The 18,992-nt window shown below is 67.1% G+C and carries 17 protein-coding genes; 7 read left to right on the top strand and 10 right to left on the bottom strand.

Features of this window, described 5'->3' with window-relative positions; all coding sequences use genetic code 11:
* The first annotated feature begins 12 nt into the window (after positions 1 to 12).
* Positions 13 to 1,176, top strand: coding sequence for a DUF3089 domain-containing protein (locus tag DB31_RS09485; RefSeq protein ID WP_083968093.1), 1,164 nt, complete (start codon positions 13 to 15; stop codon positions 1,174 to 1,176).
* An 82-nt stretch (positions 1,177 to 1,258) separates the two neighbouring features.
* Here the strand turns inward: DB31_RS09485 and DB31_RS51525 are convergent, their stop codons facing one another.
* The 7 genes from DB31_RS51525 to DB31_RS50400 form a co-directional block, all read right to left on the bottom strand.
* On the bottom strand, positions 1,259 to 2,170 hold the full coding sequence (locus tag DB31_RS51525) for a DUF1801 domain-containing protein (RefSeq protein ID WP_169787023.1): 912 nt from the start codon (positions 2,168 to 2,170) through the stop codon (positions 1,259 to 1,261).
* Positions 2,171 to 2,490: 320 nt separating this feature from the next.
* Entirely contained in the window at positions 2,491 to 4,062 is a 1,572-nt protein-coding gene (locus DB31_RS09500) for an SDR family NAD(P)-dependent oxidoreductase (protein ID WP_044185508.1), read from the bottom strand.
* A gap of 365 nt (positions 4,063 to 4,427) precedes the next feature.
* Positions 4,428 to 5,537, bottom strand: a complete 1,110-nt coding sequence (locus tag DB31_RS09505) for an esterase/lipase family protein (protein ID WP_044185512.1) — start codon at positions 5,535 to 5,537, stop codon at positions 4,428 to 4,430.
* Positions 5,538 to 5,621: 84 nt separating this feature from the next.
* Complete coding sequence (locus tag DB31_RS09510) at positions 5,622 to 5,831, bottom strand: hypothetical protein (protein ID WP_044185515.1); 210 nt, start codon at positions 5,829 to 5,831, stop codon at positions 5,622 to 5,624.
* Between the two features lie 104 nt (positions 5,832 to 5,935).
* Complete coding sequence (locus DB31_RS09515) at positions 5,936 to 8,743, bottom strand: M20/M25/M40 family metallo-hydrolase (RefSeq protein ID WP_044185518.1); 2,808 nt, start codon at positions 8,741 to 8,743, stop codon at positions 5,936 to 5,938.
* 125 nt (positions 8,744 to 8,868) lie between these two features.
* Complete coding sequence (locus tag DB31_RS09520; protein ID WP_044185521.1) at positions 8,869 to 10,275, bottom strand: carboxypeptidase-like regulatory domain-containing protein; 1,407 nt, start codon at positions 10,273 to 10,275, stop codon at positions 8,869 to 8,871.
* Positions 10,276 to 10,412: 137 nt separating this feature from the next.
* Complete coding sequence (locus DB31_RS50400; protein WP_276203614.1) at positions 10,413 to 10,631, bottom strand: DUF3185 family protein; 219 nt, start codon at positions 10,629 to 10,631, stop codon at positions 10,413 to 10,415.
* Between the two features lie 91 nt (positions 10,632 to 10,722).
* Between DB31_RS50400 and DB31_RS09530 the strand changes: the two genes are divergently transcribed.
* Complete coding sequence (locus tag DB31_RS09530; RefSeq protein WP_044185527.1) at positions 10,723 to 11,211, top strand: NUDIX hydrolase; 489 nt, start codon at positions 10,723 to 10,725, stop codon at positions 11,209 to 11,211.
* A 156-nt stretch (positions 11,212 to 11,367) separates the two neighbouring features.
* Positions 11,368 to 12,003: a hypothetical protein gene (locus DB31_RS09535; protein WP_240486609.1), complete on the top strand. Its 636-nt coding sequence runs from the start codon at positions 11,368 to 11,370 to the stop codon at positions 12,001 to 12,003.
* A 61-nt stretch (positions 12,004 to 12,064) separates the two neighbouring features.
* Here DB31_RS09535 and DB31_RS09540 read toward each other — a convergent pair whose 3' ends face one another.
* The gene (locus DB31_RS09540; protein ID WP_157231893.1) at positions 12,065 to 13,750 is read right to left on the bottom strand and encodes a hypothetical protein; all 1,686 of its coding nucleotides are present in this window, start codon (positions 13,748 to 13,750) and stop codon (positions 12,065 to 12,067) included.
* 75 nt (positions 13,751 to 13,825) lie between these two features.
* Between DB31_RS09540 and DB31_RS09545 the strand changes: the two genes are divergently transcribed.
* Together DB31_RS09545 and DB31_RS09550 are read left to right on the top strand one after the other, a co-directional pair.
* Positions 13,826 to 14,020: a hypothetical protein gene (locus DB31_RS09545; RefSeq protein WP_044185533.1), complete on the top strand. Its 195-nt coding sequence runs from the start codon at positions 13,826 to 13,828 to the stop codon at positions 14,018 to 14,020.
* A gap of 86 nt (positions 14,021 to 14,106) precedes the next feature.
* The gene (locus tag DB31_RS09550; RefSeq protein ID WP_052419830.1) at positions 14,107 to 15,000 is read left to right on the top strand and encodes a glycosyltransferase; all 894 of its coding nucleotides are present in this window, start codon (positions 14,107 to 14,109) and stop codon (positions 14,998 to 15,000) included.
* A gap of 32 nt (positions 15,001 to 15,032) precedes the next feature.
* On the opposite strand, the gene DB31_RS09555 is transcribed toward DB31_RS09550, so the two are convergent.
* Entirely contained in the window at positions 15,033 to 15,755 is a 723-nt protein-coding gene (locus tag DB31_RS09555; RefSeq protein ID WP_044185536.1) for a TetR/AcrR family transcriptional regulator C-terminal domain-containing protein, read from the bottom strand.
* 85 nt (positions 15,756 to 15,840) lie between these two features.
* On the opposite strand from DB31_RS09555, the gene DB31_RS09560 reads away from it, so the two are divergent.
* Entirely contained in the window at positions 15,841 to 16,944 is a 1,104-nt protein-coding gene (locus tag DB31_RS09560; protein ID WP_044185540.1) for an FAD-dependent oxidoreductase, read from the top strand.
* Positions 16,945 to 17,211: 267 nt separating this feature from the next.
* On the opposite strand, the gene DB31_RS09565 is transcribed toward DB31_RS09560, so the two are convergent.
* Positions 17,212 to 17,676 carry a DUF1801 domain-containing protein gene (locus DB31_RS09565; protein ID WP_044185543.1) on the bottom strand — a complete coding sequence of 155 codons (465 nt, stop codon included), beginning with the start codon at positions 17,674 to 17,676 and terminating at the stop codon, positions 17,212 to 17,214.
* A 392-nt stretch (positions 17,677 to 18,068) separates the two neighbouring features.
* Between DB31_RS09565 and DB31_RS09570 the strand changes: the two genes are divergently transcribed.
* Positions 18,069 to 18,953 carry a hypothetical protein gene (locus DB31_RS09570; protein ID WP_044186184.1) on the top strand — a complete coding sequence of 295 codons (885 nt, stop codon included), beginning with the start codon at positions 18,069 to 18,071 and terminating at the stop codon, positions 18,951 to 18,953.
* Positions 18,954 to 18,992 lie beyond the last annotated feature (39 nt).

Below are 18,992 nucleotides of genomic sequence, written 5' to 3' on the forward strand. Positions count from 1 at the left end.
GGGGAGATCACAATGGCAGGTCGTTCGAGGAAGCTGCTCTGGGGTGCCGGTATCGTCGTGGCGCTGGTCGCTGTGTCGGCCGCGCTGTTCGGGCCGAAGATCGCGATGATCCTCATGTTCATCCAGGCCAGCAAGCCGCCGTCGACGACCTTCGCTGCCACGCCCCAGCCGCCAGCGCCCGACTACGGCTCCCCCGCAAGCTGGGCCGCACTTCCCGATCGCAAGGACGACGCGGACGTGGTGCCCGCCATGGACTCCACTGAGAGCCAGTCTGCTGCCCCTGTAGATGTCTTCTTCCTCCACCCCACCACGTACTTCAGCAACAAGACGTGGAATGCGCCGGTGGATGAGCCGATGGCGAGAGACATCGTCGAACAGGACATCCTCCGCAACCAGGCGAGCGCCTTCAACGCATGCTGCCGCGTCTACGCACCCCGCTACCGCCAGGTGGCGTATGGCGCACAGCAAGCTTCACCGGAGGAAGCAGGCAAGGCGTGGGACGTGGCCTACAGCGATGTACGTGCCGCCTTCGAGTACTACCTGAGCCACTACAACCACGGGCGGCCCTTCATCATCGCCTCACACAGCCAGGGGACGATGCACGCCCTCCGCCTGATGGAGGACTTCATCACCGGCAAGCCGCTGCGGGAGAAGTTGATCGCGGCCTATGTCCTCGGCGTCCCCATCCCGACGGATGTCTTTGCGCAGACCCTCCCCGACGTCCCGCTCTGCAACTCCCCCGAGCAGACCGGCTGCGCCATCACCTGGAACGCCATTGGCCCCACGGCGGATACGAGCCTCTTCCATGTCCTCCAGCACCGCTACCCGTCCGGGAAGAAGGCGTCCATTGTCGGCAAGGCGGTCACCTGTACCAACCCGCTCACCTGGAAGACGGATGAGGCGCCCGGGGAGCGCTCGGCCCACCTCGGAGGCGTGCGGTTCGCGATGGGGGCTGGCGCGCCGCCGAAGCTCGACCCGGCGCTGGTGGATGCACAGTGCCGCAATGGCTGGCTCGTCATCACCCCGCCTGAGCCCCAGACGTACCGTGAAGTCCTACTCGGCGCAGACATGTATCACGTGTATGACTACAGCCTGTTCTACGGGAACATCCGGCAGAACGCGCAGACCCGCGTGAAGGCATTCCTCCAGGCCTTCGCTCCTCAGACACCTCCGTGAAAAGGGCTCACCGGGTGATGCCGGTACCGGCGAGGTGCGGGTGGCGAAGGCTTACGCCACGCACGCACCTCGCACTGGCCGCTCACATTCGTTCGCCGGGCAATTTGCTGGCTTGCTTCACCCAACGGGCGAATTGAGCTTCGTCGAGCGTGTCGCCCTCGTGGATGTCGAGGTAGCGCGTATCCTGGCTCTTGGACTCACCGGGGGGAATAGGACGCAGCGACGCGCCGCGGAAGAAAGCCACTTTGACGTACTTCGTGAAGCAATGGAGGCTGAGGAACCAGCCCTGGCCCTCGGCTCCGTAAAACGGCGAGTTCCATTTGACCGCCTTGCGCACACCGGGAACGGTACGAACGATGAGCGCGTCGAGGCGGCGCCCGATGTCGTGCTTCCAGCCCGGCATGGCCGCGATATAGGCCTGCACGGGGGCGTCGCCGTCTCCCTTCGCGATCTGAGGGTTGCCACCTGAGAGGTAGCGCACCGGTGGTTCCTTCGCCGCGGCCTTCGTAGCCTTACGGGCTGATGACTTGGCGACCGCCTCGCGCTCGCCGGCAGAGGACATGTTCAGTGCCACAGCGGCGCGAATGAGCTCCTTCAACGCCTTCGCCTCAATCTTGTCGCCTTCATGGAAATCGATGGCGCGCCGGGTGTTGCCTTCGAGGCTGGAGTTGAAGAGGCCTGAAGGATCCCCCACCGAGGCGCCCTTGGCGAAGGTCAGCTTCACGGCGCTCTTGTACGACTCACCGGTGCAGATGATTCCGGCGTGCGACCACACCGGAACGCCCCACTTCCACTCCTCGACGACTTCGGGGTCAGCCTGCTTGATGAGGGCTCGGACCCGAGCGAGCGTCTTGCCCCGCCAATCACCCAGCTCCTGGATTCGCGCATCTATCAGCTGAGAGGCAGAGTCTCCTCCTTGCCCTTCCTTCGAGACGCCCTTCTTCTTCTTCAGGGGGGGGGGCGCTTTCTTCATGGTCGTTGTCGCTTTCTCCATTTTATCGGTACTGGGGCATCTTGCCGACTGCGCCCGGATGGCCGGGCGGACACTACCGGAGGCGCGGACGCTGGCGCTCGCCTTCCTCGAACGCGCCCAAGGAGAGGCGGAGCTCAACCGGTTCTACGTTGATCAGGCAGCATTCCTCGCCGGCAACGAACCCGGCGGGTCGAGTGGAGACAGTCAGCTGCCCGAGTGAAGTCATCTTTTTTCCGATGCGCGGTTGGGGCAGTTCCTGGCCGGCCTGCGATTCCAGGGACAGGCCTGGGCTACACCTATGACTGCCTCGCGGCCCCGAGGCTGGCCCCGGCGCAGGGGCCTCACCAGGCGGTGTGGCGATAGTCTTTGAAGAAGTTGCCCCAGGCGAACTGGCCGGTGTTCTCCGAGGAGATGATCGGGTCCACCACGCGTGCTGCGCCATCCACGATGTCCAGAGGCGGATGAAAGTCGAACTCCTGCTGCTTGCGCTCCGCGAACACCACTGGGTCCTCATCGGTCACCCAGCCGGTGTCCACCGCGTTCATGAAGATGCGGTCCTTCGCGTAGTCCGGTGCGGAGGTCAGCGTCATCATGTTCAACGCGGCCTTCGCCATGTTGGTGTGCGGATGCTTGTCCGTCTTCGTCCCGCGCGAGAAGCTGCCCTCCATCGCGGAGACGTTCACGATGTGGCCGGGCGAGGAGCGGTCGCGCATCATCAGCGGCTTCAGCTTCCCGCAGAGGATGAACGGCGCCACTGCGTTCACCAGATGGACCTCCAGCATCTCCGCTGTGGAGACCTCGGCAAGCTTCATCCGCCAGGAGTTCATCTGCCGCAGGTCGACCTGCTGCAGATCCGCGTCCATCCTTCCCTCGGGAAAGAGGGAGCGCGTATCACTCTCCTGCTCGAGGGCGTACGGGAGCAGCGACAGCGCGGCGGAGGAGTGGATGCCAAGCGCGGGATCACTGCTGCGCCAGGTGGGCCCGACCAAGGAGGTGCCGGTGCCAGCTGCCCCCAGGGTGGCGTGCACTGCCGCGACGCACTGCGCGTGTCCAGCGAGGAGCGGGCGAGCCTCTGCCGGGAGCTCCTCGAAGCGGCGCAACTCGCCCTCCAGCAGGTGCGCGTAGAAGCCGGGCGGGCGGCGCACCGTCTGCGCGGCGTTGTTGATGAGGATGTCCAACCGTGGGTGCACCTGCTCCACGTGCCGTGTGAAGAGCTCGACGCTGGGGGCGTGCCGCAAGTCGAGCCCATGGAGGTGCAGCCGATGCGACCACGCCGCGAAGTCGGGCTCTCTCATGTAGCGCTGCGCGGCGTCATTCGGAAACCGGGTGGTCGCAATCACCTGAGCGCCCGAGCGGAGCAACATCAGCGACGCTTGATAGCCAATCTTCACGCGCGCGCCGGTGATCAAAGCGATCTTCCCGGACAGCGGCGCCCGCTGGGTCCGCTTGGCGTAGTTGAAGTCCGCGCACGTACCGCACATCGAGTCGTAGAAGAAGTGCAGCTTCCGGAACTCTTCCTTGCAGACGTAGCACTTGCGAGGCACTTCGAGAATCCGCTCGGGCCCCTCCGCGGGCGGCGGCGGGGGCAGCTGCGGGGCCGCGAACACGGCGGCGCTGCGCAGCGTCCGGATCCCAGCCTTCGCGCGGACGACGCGGTCATGGTCGTGCTTCGTCTGCTTCCGGTCGCGCCTCAGCGCCTTCACGTACTGTGCCTTCGCACGTCGATCCGGGTGCAGCACGCGGGAGGCGGCGGATAGGAGCGCGATCCGATCCGGCTCTGGGAGCCTCGCTAGCAGGAGGCGGTCCTCCCCCATGGCCTCGAGCAAGCGCGTGCACCGGCGCACCTCATCCAAGGGCAAGGCAGCCAGTAGCGCTGCGTCCGGTGGCATCGAAGCTCTCTGGGTATTCTTCATTGCCAGGGTGCATACCTGCGTGGGAGGAGCGAGGAAAGGGCCTCAGCCTTCCAGGCAGCGCCTTTTCACCCGGCGAAAGCCTGCATGGACCCTCCTTGAGAGGGAAAGCGAGGCCTCGCCTGAGTTCGAGGTGTAGCGTCGCCACGTCGCTCACCAGGGGAGCCGACTTGGTGGGCCGCCTGAGCAGGCGTGTGCTCCAAGCGGCTGCACGGCCTGTCCACCGGACCGGTGCACAGTCCAGGGGCTCCCTCAAGAGGGAGAGGATCCGGGGCCACAAGGAGTGAGCCCACCTGCTAGGAGCGAACTCGTCTCAAAGCGGCGGGTTGCTCTGCGTGGAGGAGGCGGGAATCGAACCCGCGCCCGGCTCAGTCGTAGGAAGCGATGTAGTCGATGATGGCCGCGTAGAACTCCGGCTCATCGAACGTATCCGGGCCGAGCCCCACCACGTCCAGGTGGTCCTGATTGATGACGGCCGCCGTGGAGGTGGACTGCGTGGCCGTGGGCGCGTTGAGGTTGCTCACGTAGCCACGGTCCGCGTCCGTGCTCACCGAGTCGAAGCCCAGCAGCGACTCGCTGTAGCGCAGCCGGTAGCCCATCTGCTGCGAGTTGATGCCCACCAGCCCGTCGTCATCATCCTCGTTGCGGACGCCATCGCCCCGGCCAGCCGCACCATCGTTGTCGCAGTCGTCCGTGCACGAGCCGTCGCCGTCGATGTCGAAGAAGAACTGCTTCAGCAAGTAGAGCGCCGGGTTCACGCTGAGCCCGGACTGCGCGGTGATGAGCGAGGCGTAGCGAGTGGCATACCGCGAGTCCACCGGGTACGCGACGTTGAACGCCTTCATGCCCGTGGTCTTGCCATCGTTCGGATCGTAGTCGTTGTACACGAGCTGCTTGGCGCCCGCGTACCCGTCATTGCCCGACTGGTAGATGGCATTGCCGTAGTACGTGGCCAGCGCGCTGATGACGCTGGTGACGCCAGGCCCCAGGTCCAGGATGTACTTGGCCACCGGCGAGCCCCGGTGCGGCGAGGACACGCTGATCGCCACCTTCACCACCGTGTACCCGCGGCGCTCGCGCAACACCCGCGCCGCCTTGCGGATGTCGATGCCACCCTGCGAGTGACCAATCAGGTTCACGTACGAGGAGCCCGCCGTGGCCATGAAGCCTTCCACGTCATTGGCCAGATCCAGGCCGCGCACCTCGGAGGACTGGAACGCCGGCACCTGGGCCACGTAGGCCTTCTGGTCCCCGTCGATGTCCTCGTTACAGCCGATCTCCAGGAACGAGCACGGATCTCCCACGAAGGTGCCGTAGTCATCTCCCCAGTAGTCGACGCCGAGGAGGTTGTCGAAGCCACCCATGCCGTGGGCAAAGACGACCGGGTATGTCGTCCGGGCCGCTCCGGCCTGGGCCTGAGTGGAGAGCCCGAAGGCTCCGGCTGCCAGCGCTACGAGCGCAAACCGCAGTGCTTTCATCTGCCTGCTCCTGGATAAACGTGGGGGATGCCCCGCGGGGGGCTCGGCCATTATACCCAGAGTGAAGGCAGATTGATTCGGAAATCAGTCGCCGAAGATCTTCCGGAACAGGCGGACCACGGAGCGGGACAGAGGCGTGGCCACGGGCTTCACCTCCTGGTTCGCCCCGAGTTCCACCTTGGGCTTGCGCAACGTCGGGTCCACGGAGAACACGCTGAACTCGTCGTCTCCTTCGAAAGCACTCAAGACCTTGGCGGAGTGGTTGGTGGTGGGGGTCTTGGGCTGCTTCGACATAGGCTTCCTCGGTCTCTCAATCCTGAGGCGGAGTATGCACTGACTCCGCCCCAGTTATCTCACTACATCCGCCTACAGTTGCGCAACCGACAGGCCTCGCGGTGTCAGCGAGGCCTCTTGGCCTCCTGGAAGGTCACCTCGAGGCGAACCTCCTTGCCGTCCCGGAGCACCACCGCCGTCACCGTCTCGCCGGGCTTGGAGCTGTTGAGCACGTACATGAGGTCCTCCACCCCGCCCACCGGGTGCGTCCCGAGCCGGATGAGGATGTCACCGCGCAGCAGGCCCGCCTGCTCCGCCGCACCGCCCGTGCGAACCCCCGCGAGCAGCATGCCCTTCTGGCCGTTGGGCGGGCCCGCGTAGTCCGGCACGGTGCCGAGCGAAGCGTTGAAGCTGCGCATGTCGCCCCGCGGCGCGGGCGCACTCACCTTCCGGTACGTGAGCTTGGAGCTCCCATCGAGCGCCTGCACCAGGGTGGAGACGATGTTCGCCACCTGCGCCGTACCGGCCGCGTTGATGGTGTCCGCGGTGTCCGAGGGCTTGTGGTAGTCCGAGTGCGTGCCCGTGAAGAAGTGCAGCACCGGCACGCCCGCTGCGTAGAACGGAGAGTGATCGCTGGGGCCGTAGCCATCGCCGCTGGAGGTGCACTGCACGCGCGCCTTCTCGCAGGCGGCGCCGACGAGGTCCGCCCACTCGGCGGCGGACTCGGCACCGAGCACCGTGAGCCCGCTGACGCGCAGCCGCCCCACCATGTCCAGGTTCAGCATGGCGGCGATCTGCTTCATTCCGCCATCTCCGCGCAGGTGTGTGAAGTGCGTGGAGCCGAGCACGCCGGTCTCCTCGCCGGAGAAGGCCAGGAAGAGCACGTCGCGCTTGAGCTGCGCGCGGTTCGCGGCAAGGGTCCGAGCGATTTCGAGCAGCCCGGCCACGCCGGAGGCGTTGTCATCGGCGCCCACGTGCGGCACGCGCTTGTCCGGAGCCAGCGAGTGGCGCCCGCCGAAGCCCAGGTGATCGTAGTGAGCGCCGACCACGATGGTCCCCGGCAGCTTGCCCTCTCCTGCTTCCAGCAGCCCGGCCACGTTGAACGCCTGGCTCTGATCGAAATCAAGCTGCACCTCGATTCGCCCGTCCACCGGCTTGCGCCCGGTCAGCTTGTCCATGAAGGGCTCGAACGCGGCGCGCTTCACCACCACGACCGGGATGCCGGCATCGCCGGCGCCCTCGGGAGCCAGCGAAGGCAGCGACGCCTCGGAGGGCATCTGCCAGTCCTTCACCGGAGGGTTAGGCGCCACGGGCCAGTCAACGATGATGAGCGCCTTGGCGCCCCGCTCGCGCGCAGTCCACGCCTTGTAGCGGAGGTCACCGAAGCGGCGCTGCTTGTCGGTCTCGGTGAAGGGGGCGGCGTCGGGAACGAAGCGCCGCACCACCACGATCTTCCCCTTCACGTCGAGCTTCGCGTAGTCGTCCACGGAGAGGGACGGCTCGACGATGCCGTAGTTGGCGAACACCAGCGGCCCCTGCGCCGCGGTCTGGGAGGAGAAGCCGAGCACGGTATAGGCATCGTTGGGGAGCACGGTGCCGCCCAGCTTCACCTGGGACTTCGCCCCGGACTTCACGGCGGTCGTCACGGGGAAACCCTGGCGGAACGTGCCACCCTCCCCCGCCGGCTTCAGGCCGAGGCTCTCGAAGCGGGCCTCGATGAACTTGCCGGCGGCCTCGAGTCCCGCCGTGCCGACGCCGCGGCCCTCACGCTCCGGTGCCGCGAGGAACTGGACGTCCTTCTCGATGCGATCCGCGGGAGCCTCGGCGGCGGGCGTGGCGGGCTTTGCGTCCTCCACCCAGCGGGCGAGGAAGACGTTGGTGTCGTGCTGGCCGGGGGCCGTGGCGCGGTTGCTGGAGAACGCGAGCCACTTGCCATCCGGCGAGAACATGGGGAAGCCATCGAAGCCCGGCGCATAGGTGATGCGCTCCAGGTTCGAGCCGTCCACGTCCACGGCCCAGATGTCGAACTCGCGGCCCTTGGGATCGCCCACGTTGGACGAGAAGAGGATGCGCTTGCCGTTCGGGTGGAAGAACGGCGCGAAGGTGGCGGCATTGAGCCAGGTGATCTGCCGGGCATTCGAGCCGTCCGCGTTGGCCACGAACAGCTCCAGCTTCGAGGGCCGCACCAGCCCGCGCGCCAGCAGCCCCTTGTAGTCGTCCATCTCCTTGCCAGGCTTGGGCCGCGAGGCGCGCCAGACGATCTGGGTGCAGTCCGCGTTGAAGAACGCGCCACCGTCGTAGCCCGGCGTCTCGGTCAGCCGGCGCACGTTCTTGCCATCCTTGTCCATGCGGTACAGGTCGATGTCCCCGTCGCGCACGGACGTGAAGAGGATGGAACCGTCCTTGGCGCAGACGGTGCCCTCCGCGTCGTAGCCCGGCGTCTCCGTGAGCCGCGTCAGCCCCGTCCCATCGGCGTTGGCTTTGAAGATGTCGTAGCTGTCATAGAGGGCCCAGACGTAGCCCATGGAGTGGTCGGGCTTCGGGGGGCACGCGTCGCCGCCCAGTTGGGTGGAGGCGTAGATCAGCTCTTGGTCACCCGGGAGGAAGTGCGCACACGTCGTCGCGCCCTTGCCGCTGGAGATCTGCTTCTCCACGGGCGCCTGGCCGGACGGATCCACCGTCATGCGGAAGATGCGGTCGCATCCCATGTCGCCGCGGCGGGACTGGAACGAGAGCTGTTTGCCGTCGAAGGACCAGTAGGCCTCGGCGTTCTCGCCACCGAAGGTGAGCTGGCGGAGGTCGGCGATCCGGACTTCCTCGGGCAGAGCCGCCTGGGTCGCGGAGGCCGCGGCGGCGCTGGACTCCGGGGACGGGCCACTGCTCGACGGAGTGGTGCAGGAGATCAGGGCAACAAGGGGCAGGAAACGCTTCATGGGACGGACATTGTCACTGCCGCCGGGACAGCTCAACGTCCTTCGTTACCTACCGGGTCGGGCGCCGCCCCCGCCGAGACGGGAGCAGCGCTCGCCCAGGGCCTTGCCCGGAGGGCAGCCGAGACCTACTGCACGGAGAACAAGCCGCGCAGTTCCTCGGTGTTGGAGATGGGGTTGCCCGCGTTGCCCTTCGCGGTGGCGCGCCACTGGTAGACGAGCCCTGGGCGCAGGGCGGTCCCGCCGTAGGCCACCTCCACGTTGCCGGCGCCGTTCTGGGCGTCCGAGGGCACCGCGAGGTTCTCCCACACCTTGGTGCCCTGCGAGTCGAACACGCGCAGCTCGTAGGCCTTGGCGCTGGAGTACGGCTTCCAGCTGAAGTTCGGCGTGCCCGTCACCAGCTCCGTGGTCTCCCCGGCGCCTGGGGCCACCATCTGAATGGCCCCCGTCACCTTGAACGAGGGACTGGCGCTTGGCGTGCCGTTGGTCACCGTGATGTGAGCGATCTGCGTGCCGGAGATGTTGGGGTCCGGATCGCGCACGTTGCCGTCGTTCTCGAAGGCTGCCAGCACCACGTACTTCCCGTCCGGCACGCCGGAGATGGAGTACGCGCCGGAGATGTTCGGGGCCGTGCCTGGCTCTGGAGCGCGCAGGCCCGGTGGTACCTCGCCGCGGATCAGTGCCGCGTTGAACGTGCTCTCCACCACCATGACCACACTGGTTCCCGCACCGTTGGCGCCCGCCACGAGCTGCACCGTGCCGCTCAGCGTCGCGCCAGCGCCCGCCGCCTTGCGGAGGGCCACGCCGGTGGTCGTCACGCTCGGCTGCACCGAGACGTCGGCCGGCGTGAAGTTGGCGCCCTTCACGTACGCCTGGGCCTTGTAGCCGCCGCCGGGCTGCACGTTGAACACCTTCCAATGGCCGGAGGTGTCCGCCACCGCCGAGTACGCCCTGCCGTTGCCCTCGACGACCACCAGCGCCGACTGGCCGGAGGAGACCTCCACCGTACCGGACACGGCGGGCAGCCCCTGATCCGTGGACGGCAGCGAGATCAGGCCCACGTCCGTCTGCGCCGAGGAGACCACCCACGGCTTCTCCTCCTCGGTGCTCGCGGCGCCCGAGGTGTCCAGGGGCAGCGCGACGCGGATGCCCGAGGGGAACGGCTCATAGTTCTGCGCGCCGGCCCGCAGCGTCAGCCGCGCGCCAACCGGCGTGCCCTTGTCGTCCGAGCGCTCTGTTGGAATGCGCAGCGAGTAGTGGCCATCCGCTCCGCTGACCGCCACACCCGACACCGGCGCTCCGTTGGCATCCAGCGCCGTCACCTCGGCGTTCGGGATCGCCGCACCCGAGGACAGATCGAACACCTTGCCCTCGACCTGCAGCGGCGCGAAGCACAGGGGCTTCTCCTGGCCGCTCACCTTCTCGCAGACAAGGTTCTCCGCGCACGACTCCGGATCATCCAGCTTGCACTCCTTGTCATCACCGCAGGCCACCACCAGCAGGGACAGGAGCGCGGGACCGATTCGCTTCACCATATTCAGGACTTCTCCCGTGTGAGCTTCCCGGAAGAGACCCGCGCGTCGGTCATTCAGCCACACCTACAAGTCCGCAGGACTGCCTACTCTCCACGCGGCGGAAGCAGATGCGATCACCCTCGTTCATGGGGCTGGGTCTACCGCCGCCGGCCCCCGCCGCCGCCGAACAACACCAGCAGCACGCCGCCCGCCAGCGCCGCGCCCCCACCCGCCAGGTAGAGCGTGGTGCGCTCGGAGTAGCGGCCCGTCAGCGCCTCGGTGGCGCGCTCCGTCAGCGAATCCTTCGCCTTCAGCCCCATCCACAACACCACCGCACCCGCCACAGCGAGCATGACTCCCAGAACCCGGGCTCCCACGTTTCCTCCTTGGCTGCCCCTCGGGGCGCGGCCCGTAAGATACGCAGGATGGACCGCGAGCCCGCAGATTTTTCGATATGCAGCGGGGCCCATGCGCTACACCCCCATCATCGGAACCCTCGGCTATGTGCTGTCCCCGGACGGGGCGCGCGTCCTGCTGATCCACCGCAACGCGCGCCCAGACGACGCTCACCTGGGCAAGTACAACGGGCTGGGAGGGAAGATGCAGGCGGACGAGGACGTCGTCTCCTGCATGCGCCGCGAGATCCGCGAAGAGGCAGGCATCGAGTGCGAGTCGCTCCGGCTGCGTGGCACGATCAGCTGGCCCGGCTTCGGCCCCAAGGGCGAGGACTGGCTGGGCTTCGTCTTCCTCATCGATCGCTTCACGGGCACGCCGCTCGAGCGCAACGCCGAGGGCGAGCTGTCCTGGGTCCCGGTGAAGGACATCCTCTCCTTGAACCTGTGGGATGGGGATCGGCACTTCCTCCCGCTGGTGTTCGACGCGGATCCGCGCGCCTTCCACGGCGTCATGCCGTACGCTGGAGGCCGCGCGCTCAGCTGGAGCTTCACCCGGATCTGAGGTGTCCCGTGGGGTCGGATCCGGGGAGATCCGGCCTGATCAGGCCAGATTCAGTCACTCTGGGTGTGATCCACCCTACCTGGTACGGTCGAGACGCTGGATCATCCCTGGGGAAGCTGTAGTACCTTCCCGCCGTCTTCCAGGAGGCCTTGTCTGGTGTCAGCCCTTCCCAGTTGGTTGGATTCGCTGCTCGCGCGTTTGGGATTCACCGAGTGGGTGAACGAGCTGCGCGCGGTGCTGCGTCGAGGCTGGCCCGGCAAGCCGATGGATGCGCAACCCGCAGTCCGCAGTGAGCCTTCGCAGTCCCCTCCCACCGAGTCCACAATGCCCAAGAAAGCCAAGATCCAGAAGACCTCCCGTCCCCAGCGTGCCAAGACCGCCAAGAAGGCCGCGGCCAAGCCCGCCGCCAAGAAGGCCGCGGCCAAGCGTGGCGCCTCCGCGAGCAAGCGCAGCACCGGCGCGTCGCGGGCCGCCACCACGGAGGCCGTGAAGCAGTTGGTGGATGCGCTGCAGGCGCACCCCCAGCAGAAGGATCTGTTGACGGCCGGGCAGCAGCAGAAGGATCAGCTCCTGCGCTCGCTGATCCCGCTGTACCTGGCGCGCTCGCTGGGCGTGGAGGTGACGTCTGGCACCACCTCGCGCTTCTGGAGCAAGTTCGGCGTGAGCTACGCGGCCCCCAACGCCGCCAAGGCGCTGCGCATCCACACCGGCTACGCCTCGGAGACGAAGAAGGGCCGCGCCATCACCGCCAAGGGCATCCGCTACGTCGAGGACGCGATCGCCCGCGGTTGATTGTCGTGAGTGAGCGCCTGGAAGCTCCGGCAGACTTCCAGGCGCTCCACCTCCGCCCGCCTTACAGCTTGGAGGGCTCGGAGGCGCGGTAGTGCTTGAAGTAGAAGTCGTCCGAGTCCGGCCAGTCGTTGTCACACATCTGGACGTGGATCTGTCCGCTCACGCCGGGCGCCACGCCACTGTCGACGTCCCAGAGGGTGATGCCCTCCAGCTCCTCGTAGGAGCCGTGATCCACCTGCACACCGAACGCGGTCTGCAAGCGGCCGTTGAACACGTCCATCACGTAGACAGCACCCGCGCTGTCCGAGACCAGGTAGAGCTTGCCGGTGTTAGAGAACTCGGCGCCCTGCAACGAGGTCAGGCTGACGGGATTGCCGTACTTGTCCTTGATCTGGATGCGGCTGACGAAGCTCAGGTTGAGCTGCCACGCACTGTTCACGTAGGCGAGCGACCACGAATACTTGTTGATGTAGCTGGCGTCGAAGGCCGAGGCGTAGAGGTGGCCGTCCCTCGGGTTGTAGGCCACCCACGGGCAGCTCTCACCCTGGTCGGAGATGCCAGCGTCCGGGACGATGGCGTAGGCGTAGGGCGTGAGCGAGGTGTTCATGACGCCGAAAGAGCACCATGAACCGCTGCCGCCGTTCCTCTCCAGCGGAATGAAGAGATATCCCGCGCCGTAGCTGATGTCGCCCAGGTGGTTGTAGAGCCCCGCCCACGGATTGCTGGCGGTGTAGCTCGGGTTGTCATTGAGGCTGGAGCCGACCGGGACGCGCCAGATGTTGTTCGTGTTGGTCAGGAACCAATAGTTGCTGTCATGCGTGACGCCCTGGGTGTCGTTCGAATAGCCGCCGGAGTACGTGCGATCGGACGGGAAGTCCCCCAGCGCGCCGATGGACGGAGTGCCCCAACGAAAGCGGTGAGAGAAGTCCACGCGCGAGTCCCCGCCGGTGTTGATGCTCTCGCAGCGGGCCGTGTACCAATTGAGCACCTCGAAGGTCCACCGCTGCCAGTAGCGCGGGGCCACGGTGTTCACGGCGTTCGTCACCCACGCGGAGCCGTTCCAGGACTTGGTGGTGTACGTGGCGCTCTGGTTCTGCGAGGCCGCAAAGCACGTGCTCTCGTAGAACATGGCGTAGACAGCACCCGCATCAGCCCAGCCCACGTTGGTGGGGCACCACACGCTGTCCACGGTGCTCCAGGTGCAGAAGTTCTGCTGGAACCACAGCGCGTCGGCGTTCCAGTCGATGAGCGGGGCGAAGCTCGAAGCACCCGACTCGGGCTTGCGCTCGGGAGGAGGAGGCGGCGCCCAGGGGACCATGGACACGGGCTGGCCCGGAGCGGCCTTCTGGACGGAGGCAGCCTCGAGGAGCGACGCGGGAACGGGCTCGCTGGGCCCGGCGAGCTGCCGGAAACGCTCGATGGGCGAGAGGCCCTGGAGCGCCTCCAGGTCGAGCTGCTTCTCCAGATCCTGGGCGGAGCCGATCTCGCGCAGGTTGATGGCACCATCAGAGAACTGCCAGAACTCGACGCTGTGGGTGGTGGACAGGCGCACCTGGGCAACGATCTTGCCGTCCACCTGATCCTTCATGCTGAGCAGGGCCTGGGAGGTCTGGAGCGACGCGGCGGACTCCTCGGAGTCATCGACGCCTCCGCAGCCGAGGGCGAGACCTGAGAGAGCGCTGAAGACGCAGGCAAGGATCCACTTCGAGGCGTTGAGGGGCATGAGCGCGGCTTCTAGCGATGTCATGATTTCAAGACAATGCTGGTTTCCCATGGCTGGTTGGCATGGTGAGAAACGATCCCTGGGGCTACGCTGGTCCGCATGCTGGGTGAGTTCGAAAGGCGGCCCGTGGACTGGATGCAGTTGGCATCCGGCAGACGGCACTTGGCGTGGATGCAGGCCGACGCCGCGACCCACCAGATCGCCCAGCGCCTGAGCGTCCTGAGTTTGTGGGCGCAAGGGCGGACCATCGACGGACCCAAGCATCACAACACCTTGCTGGAGGCGTGGACGTAGATCAGGTGTTCCGGAGCACGATCGCCGCCAACAAGGCGACCGCACCGGCGAACCGAGGGGGTCGGCCTCCGGTTCCGGTACCTGGGATGCCCTCTCCCTTCGCCAAGGTGGCCGATCTCATGACTGATGAGACGATCCGCATCGCCCGCGACTTCCGGCCGACGCTGGTCATCTACCCTCGGCTTCACGTGCTGGGCCGGCTCGTCGCGGACCTCCTGGGGGTCCCGGTGGTAGCGCACTCTCCAGGCCTGCCACTCGATCCTGAGGCACGGCTGGGCTCCCTGGAGTGGCTGCTGCTCCCCTCGACGTGTGAGCGCCAGGGACGCACCCTCGAGCTGACCCGCCCTGCGGCGCAGATCCACCCCACTCCGCCGAGCATGCTCAGCGACGCATTCCCTCCAGGCTGGTCCACGCGCTACGTGCCCTTCAACGGCTCAGGTGGCGCGCTCCCCTCCTGGCTCCTCCAGCCGCCCACGCGCCCACGGGTCTGCGTGACGCTGGGCTCGGTCGTGCCGGGGATGGGCGGTGTGGGTTTCTTGAAGCACGTGGTGGAGGCACTGGCCGAGCGTGACGTGGAAGCCGTGCTCGCGCTCGGCGGCGCGGATCTGCAGGCGCTGGGGCCCCTTCCCGCCAACGTGCGCGTCACGGGCTGGGTCCCCCTCAATGAGCTGCTCCCCAGTTGCAGCGCGATCGTGCACCACGGAGGAGCGGGCACGACCTGGACGGCGCTCGCGCTCGGCATTCCGCAGCTGATCCTGCCCCAGGGCGCGGATCAGCCAGACAACGCCGAGGCTGCTCAGCGTCGCGGGGTGGCAGTGTCGATCACACCGGTTCCAGAGACCCGAGAGCCCATCGAAGCGGCGCTGGATCGGGTGCTCAAGGACGGTGAGATGCGAGCGGCCGCGCGCGCTGTTCAGGAGGAGATCGCCGGGCTCCCCTCGCCTCATGACCTGATCGAGCGGCTCGCCGCGCTCACATAACGCTCGAGTTGTAAGAGTGCTGGTCCGTTCGATCATCGCCGCCGATCTCTAGAAGGCAGGTTCGCCTCGATGCCGTCGAGCAGGTAGTCCAGCCCCAGCTCGAAGATCTCGGCGGCGTCGAGGTGCCGCGCGTCCCGCACGGCTTCGGCAAGGGTCTCGTAGCGGCCGGTCGCCAACATCCGCTCGAGGTACGGGCCTGAGGCGGCCTGCCACTGCGCCTCGCTCTTGCCGGAGGCCCGCTCGGCGCGGCGTTCGGCGACCTCCTTGCGGACGGCGCCGTTGAGGACCAGCGCCAGGGCCTCGGTGATCCGCATCGCCGTGTCGATGTCGGGAACGCCTGGGTCGGATCGGATCGCGGCGAGCAGGGCGTCGGCGTGGGCCAGGGTGGCCGGGCCGAGGTGGGGGCGGCCGCCGAGCAGGTCGGCGAACCACTCATGGGCCAGGGCCGCTTCGCGCACGCCCCGGGCGGCCGAGCGCACGGCCTCCCGCCAGGTCCGCCCCGCAGGGGCGGGCATCTCGGCGTACACGGCGTCGACCATGAGCAGCAGCAGCTCCTCCTTGGTGTCGACGTACCGGTAGAGCCGCATCGGCCCAGCGTCCAGCGCGGCGGCGACTTTGCGGATCGAGACGGCTTCCAACCCTTCGGCATCTGCGAGGGCTACCGCCGCGGCCACGATCCGGGCCCGGCTCAGCAGGCTCGGGGCCGGCCGCTCCGGCGGCTCGGGCCGATCCCATACGAGTGTGCTGTCCGACAACTCACACCTCCTTGGCCTTGAACCATACACTGCCCCAGGCGATACAGTGTATATCTCCATACGCTGTATCGAAAAAGGGAACCTCATGATCGCCATCATCGGCGCCGGTCCCGGCGGCCTCACGCTCGCCCGCCTCCTCCACGTCAACGGCATCGAATCCGTCGTCTACGAGCGGGACGCCTCCCGCACCGCCCGCCCCCAGGGCGGCATGCTCGACATCCGCGCCGGCAGCGGCCAACTCGCCCTCCAGGAGGCCGGCCTCGAAGCCCCTTTCCGCGCGGCCGCCCGGCGGGAAGGACAGGACATGGTCCTGCTCGACCCGTCCGGGACCGTGCTGCTGCGCGAGGACACCCCTGACGACGCCGCCATGGACATGCCCGAGATCGACCGCACCGACCTGCGCAACCTCCTCCTCGACTCGCTGCCCGAGGGGACCGTCCAGTGGGGCAAGGCCCTTGTCGCGGCCGAACCGCTCGGCGAGGGCCGCCATCTGCTGCGCTTCGCCGACGGCACCGGCGCCGAGAGCGACCTCCTCGTGGGCGCTGACGGCGCGAACTCCAGAGTCCGGCCGCTACTGTGCGACGCCAAGCCCGCATACGCCGGCATCACCTACATCGAAGGCGCCATCCGCGACGCCGCCCGGACCCGCCCTGAGCTCGCGGCCCAGGTCGGCCGCGGCAACTACTGGGCCCTCGGCCCGGGCCTGCACCTCGCCGCCCAGCACAACGGCGACGGCACCATCAGGGTCTACATCGCTGCGCGCTGCCCCAAGGGCGCGCTCGACGGCATCGACACCGCCGATGCCGGGGCCGCGCTCCTCGACGGCTGGCACCCCGACATCGTGCGGCTCATCCGCGCCTGCGAACCGCCCTACGCCGTCCGCCCGATGACGGTCCTGCCGCTCGGTCTCGCCTGGGAGCCGCGACCCGGCGTCACCCTTATCGGCGACGCCGCGCACCTCATGCTGTCCACGGGCGTCGGCGCGAACCTCGCCATGCAGGACGCCGCCAACCTGGCGCGCGCAGTCGCCGCGCACCCCGGCGACGTCGACGGCGCGGTGGCCGCGTTCGAGCCGGTCATGCGCGAACGCGCGACGAGGACCGGGGAGCAGTCGAAGTCGCTCATGGACAGGATGTTCGCCGAGGACGCGGCGCAGAGCATGCTGCGGTTCTTCCGCGGCGAAGGTTAGGGCCTGGAGGGGGCGGGGAGCGGTGCTTGTTCCTGCTGTGACGATCCGAGTGACTGACGAGTCACGTCTCCTCGACGATCCGGAAAAGGCAAAGGCAGAAAGGCACACGAGGGGGTGACCGTCGAGCGCACCGTCACCCGGGCGTGGTACTCGCCCGGATTGCCATTTCGTCATCCATCACCGCTCTCCGCCGCCTCCCGTCAGTGGCACGGTAAGCCAGGGCCGCGGGTCGATGCCCCGCCCCCGCTTCGCTCCGATGCGCACGGCTCACCGCAAGCCCATGCGTCCGCGTTTGGTGCTCCCTTTTTCTTCCTGAGCCTCAAACCCATGCCGTATTGCCGCTTCGAGGATATCGATGTGAATGTCTTTGAGGGCCTTGAACCTGATGCAGTACCCAGTCACGCTTGCCTTGCCTAGCTTCTTTCCAAACGCTTTGGCCAGGTATGTCTTGTCCTTGATACCAAAGATATAGACAGAGATTCCGGTCTTGTTTGCGCTCATGCCGACTTGGAAGGAATCTCTCGTTGTTCCATCAGCGTATGCGATTGTGTGAAATCCATACCCGATCGTGGGGTTGCTGACAGTTTTACCCTTGCTGTCTTTGCCGTCGAAGAACCACAATTTACGTGCCGGCAACGCCTGAAGTATGAGCCGGTGCAACTCCTGCATGTCGCTGCGCTTTGCTTCAGGCTGGCTGGCAAGATGCTCTTTGATTTGTCCTTGTACGTTCATAACCGGGATTTCCCTTTTGATTCTCGTCCACGCGCGTGCCTTCCTCCCCAACGTAAGGGCGACGGGCGGTAGCGGCGCCGCGTGCGCCGACCCCGACGCGGAGGGCCGCTTCCCCAGCCTCGATGAGAGCGAGGACGATCCGCGCATCCGGCGAGATGCGGAACAGTTCTATCAGCGCCGAGCAGGTATGCCGCGTTCCGTGTCGGTTGCGCGACAAGCCTTGCCGCGATCGGCGCAATGATCTCCGCTCCGCGCCGGGTCAACTCGTCGGTCATGTGGAGGCCCGCCCATTCTCCGTCAGTCTCATGTCGGACGAGAGCATAAGGTGGAAGCCGCCGTCGCCCATCGGATTGCCCATGTGGTACTCGGAGGCCTCACTTGGAGACCGCCCCATGCAACTACGTACCCTCGCCCTCGCCAGCCTCGCCGCGCTCGCGGCCTGTAACAACGGCCTTCCCGAAACCGAGGAGGAGACCGGCGTCAGCACCGCCGCGGTGACGGTCACCCGGCTCTACGCCTCGGTGGGCGACAACGAGCTCAGCTTCGAGACGCTCGGTACTTTCGAGGAGCGCGATGGTGTCCGCGCCCTCATCATCCGCGCTACCGCGAACCGCTACCTCTCGGGCGTCCTGAGCTTCGTCCCCGACGACGCCTTCGGGGACGCGCACATCATCAGCGAGCGCCGCTTCGAGATCGTCCTCCACGAGGGCCACGAGCTCAACACCGTGCTCTCCGGCCTGCCGCTCTTCGTCCGCGTCGACACCTTCACGGGCACGCCGCGCTCGTACACCGCGCGCATCGTCATTGCCCCGCGGTTCTTCGACTTCCGCGGCGACAGCGGCATCTGGATCGACGAGGCGGTCAACCCCATCTACGTCGTCCAGGGCAACACCCACCTGATCTATCGCGGCCATGCCTCGGTGTCCGGGTACGTGGACTGGCTTTCCGTCACGGCGCCCGACGGCATCCCTCAGGTCTACGGCCGGCCCAGCTACCGCCTCGACTGGTCATATCCAGCACTGTACCAGGCCATCGACCCGCACACCGTCCCGCTCACCTTCAGCGCGGGCGCCGATGACGGCGTGGCCATGCAGAAGACGGCGCGCCTCGTCGCTCGCGTGACGGAGTTCGCGGTCACCGATGGCGACGCCTACGACGTCTGGCCCAGCCCCGACTGCGACCCCACCGTCTACAGCTGCTACCACTCACAGCCCGCAGGCACGACGGACTTCGGCCTCTGCGGCACCTACCGCCAGGTCCTGCGCTGCACGTACTAGAGCTCGCGCAGCACCGTCTGGCACAGGCACAGGCACAGG

It is taken from the genome of Hyalangium minutum (assembly GCF_000737315.1).
GTDB classification, from domain to species: domain Bacteria; phylum Myxococcota; class Myxococcia; order Myxococcales; family Myxococcaceae; genus Hyalangium; species Hyalangium minutum.

What these genes read in the sequence shown, in the direction of transcription:
- DB31_RS09570 (WP_044186184.1), top strand. Translation starts at nt 18,069, where the DNA reads ATGCAACTACGTACCCTCGCCCTCGCCAGCCTCGCCGCGCTCGCGGCC.
- DB31_RS09510 (WP_044185515.1), bottom strand. Translation starts at nt 5,831, where the DNA reads ATGTCGAAGCAGCCCAAGACCCCCACCACCAACCACTCCGCCAAGGTC.
- DB31_RS09530 (WP_044185527.1), top strand. Translation starts at nt 10,723, where the DNA reads ATGCGCTACACCCCCATCATCGGAACCCTCGGCTATGTGCTGTCCCCG.
- DB31_RS09485 (WP_083968093.1), top strand. Translation starts at nt 13, where the DNA reads ATGGCAGGTCGTTCGAGGAAGCTGCTCTGGGGTGCCGGTATCGTCGTG.
- DB31_RS09515 (WP_044185518.1), bottom strand. Translation starts at nt 8,743, where the DNA reads ATGAAGCGTTTCCTGCCCCTTGTTGCCCTGATCTCCTGCACCACTCCG.
- DB31_RS09540 (WP_157231893.1), bottom strand. Translation starts at nt 13,750, where the DNA reads ATGACATCGCTAGAAGCCGCGCTCATGCCCCTCAACGCCTCGAAGTGG.
- DB31_RS09565 (WP_044185543.1), bottom strand. Translation starts at nt 17,676, where the DNA reads ATGAACGTACAAGGACAAATCAAAGAGCATCTTGCCAGCCAGCCTGAA.
- DB31_RS09550 (WP_052419830.1), top strand. Translation starts at nt 14,107, where the DNA reads ATGCCCTCTCCCTTCGCCAAGGTGGCCGATCTCATGACTGATGAGACG.
- DB31_RS09560 (WP_044185540.1), top strand. Translation starts at nt 15,841, where the DNA reads ATGATCGCCATCATCGGCGCCGGTCCCGGCGGCCTCACGCTCGCCCGC.
- DB31_RS09545 (WP_044185533.1), top strand. Translation starts at nt 13,826, where the DNA reads ATGCTGGGTGAGTTCGAAAGGCGGCCCGTGGACTGGATGCAGTTGGCA.
- DB31_RS09520 (WP_044185521.1), bottom strand. Translation starts at nt 10,275, where the DNA reads ATGGTGAAGCGAATCGGTCCCGCGCTCCTGTCCCTGCTGGTGGTGGCC.
- DB31_RS09500 (WP_044185508.1), bottom strand. Translation starts at nt 4,062, where the DNA reads ATGAAGAATACCCAGAGAGCTTCGATGCCACCGGACGCAGCGCTACTG.
- DB31_RS51525 (WP_169787023.1), bottom strand. Translation starts at nt 2,170, where the DNA reads ATGGAGAAAGCGACAACGACCATGAAGAAAGCGCCCCCCCCCCTGAAG.
- DB31_RS09505 (WP_044185512.1), bottom strand. Translation starts at nt 5,537, where the DNA reads ATGAAAGCACTGCGGTTTGCGCTCGTAGCGCTGGCAGCCGGAGCCTTC.